Origin of the sequence: Streptomyces sp. NPDC002785, assembly GCF_040295565.1 — a bacterium.
Classification (GTDB): domain Bacteria; phylum Actinomycetota; class Actinomycetes; order Streptomycetales; family Streptomycetaceae; genus Streptomyces.
The window spans coordinates 1-1,557 of the sequence record NZ_JBEOVN010000420.1 but is presented as its reverse complement, the minus strand read 5'-3'; the positions used below and the strand labels follow the sequence as shown (position 1 = coordinate 1,557).

The 1,557-nt window shown below is 68.9% G+C and carries 1 protein-coding gene; it reads right to left on the bottom strand.

Annotated features, from left to right (window positions below):
- Nucleotides 1-82: 82 nt before the first annotated feature.
- Nucleotides 83-1,285 carry a S8 family peptidase gene (locus tag ABTZ94_RS37495; RefSeq protein ID WP_351207933.1) on the bottom strand — a complete coding sequence of 401 codons (1,203 nt, stop codon included), beginning with the start codon at nucleotides 1,283-1,285 and terminating at the stop codon, nucleotides 83-85.
- Nucleotides 1,286-1,557: the final 272 nt, after the last annotated feature.

The window sequence follows — 1,557 nt, the reverse complement described above, 5'->3', positions numbered from 1 at the left end:
GCCGCGCCCTCCCCCACGGGGCGCGGCGGCCGCCGATTCCGTTGCGCCGGGCATCCTCACCCGGTCACGGCTGCGGGGTCGGTTACTCGACGACCTTCAGCAGCTTGTTGGGGGTGCCCTCGGTCGCGTTGGAGATCGCGTCGGGGGTGGCTCCGTCGGTCAGCGCGGTGGCGACCTCCTCCGGAGTGGCGTCCGGGTGGCCGGCGAGGTAGACGGCGGCGGCACCGACGACGTGCGGGGTCGCCATGGACGTACCGGAGATGGTGTTGGAGGCGTCGTCGCTGTCGTTCCAGGACGAGGTGATGTCCGAGCCCGGGGCGTAGATGTCCACGATCGAGCCGTAGTTGGAGAACGACGACTGCTCGTCGTCCACCGTGGACGAGGCGACCGTGATGGCCTCCGGGACACGGGCCGGGGAGCCCTCGCTCGCGTCGGAGGACTCGTTTCCGGCGGCCACCGCGAAGGTGACTCCGGAGGCGATGGCCTGCTGGACCGCGGCGTCGAGCGCCTCGTCCGCGCCGCCGCCGAGGCTCATGTTGGCGACGGAGGGGCCCTCGTGGTTCTCGGTGACCCAGTCGATGCCGGCGACGACCTGCTCGGTGGTGCCCGAGCCGGAGTCGTCGAGCACCCGGACGGCGACGATCTTGGCCTTCTTGGCCACACCGTAGGTCGCACCGGCGATGGTTCCCGCCACGTGGGTGCCGTGGCCGTTGCCGTCGTCGGCGCTGTCGTCGTTGTCCACGGCGTCGTAGCCCGAGCTGGCCCGACCCTCGAAGTCGTTGTGCGTGGTACGGACACCGGTGTCGATGACGTACGCGGTGACACCCTCGCCCGCGCTGTCCGGGTAGGTGTACGCGTCGTCGCCGGTCGTCTCGGTCTGGTCGATCCGGTCCAGGCCCCAGGACGGCGGGTTGTCCTGGGTCTCGTCGATGTGGAACTTCTTGTTCTGGACGACCTTGGACACGGCCGGGTCGGCCGCCAGGCGCTTGGCCTCGGTGAGCGAAAGGCCGCTGGCGGAGAAGCCGTTGATGGCGGAGCTGTAGTCGCGGTTCAGCTTGCCGCCGTACTCCTTGGCGAGCTCCGCCTTGTCGGCCTTCTCGTTCAGCATGACGATGTAGCTGCCCGAGACGGCGTTCGCCGCGTCGGCGCCGTAGACGACACCCATCGCGGGAGCGGGGGTGGCGCCGGCGAGCGAGGTGTTGAGCAGGGTGACTCCGGCGACCGCGGCCACCGCGGTTATCGCTGCGGTCAGCTTGATCCGGCGTGCGCGCTTGTGAATTGCCATGAAGAGGGGTCTCCTCGTCATTCTTTGTGGGGGGATTGACCCCCGGCCGGAAGATCTCCGGGGGCTGGCTCGAAACCCTCGCTGATTGACGCGCTCAGATCAAGACCTTCATGCGGCTGTGACTTACTCAACAAAGTTTCGTAATAAGAAACCGGCCAGTCGCGCCCAAGCCAGGCACCGCCGCCGCAACATCCGCCGCACGTACCGGGGTTACGGGCCGACCGGCGCACTTCGCATGCGGGAAGACGAACCCCGTCCGGCCGTACGGCCGG

Coding starts and splice junctions, on each gene's coding strand:
- ABTZ94_RS37495 (WP_351207933.1), bottom strand. CDS start 1,285: ATGGCAATTCACAAGCGCGCACGCCGGATCAAGCTGACCGCAGCGATA.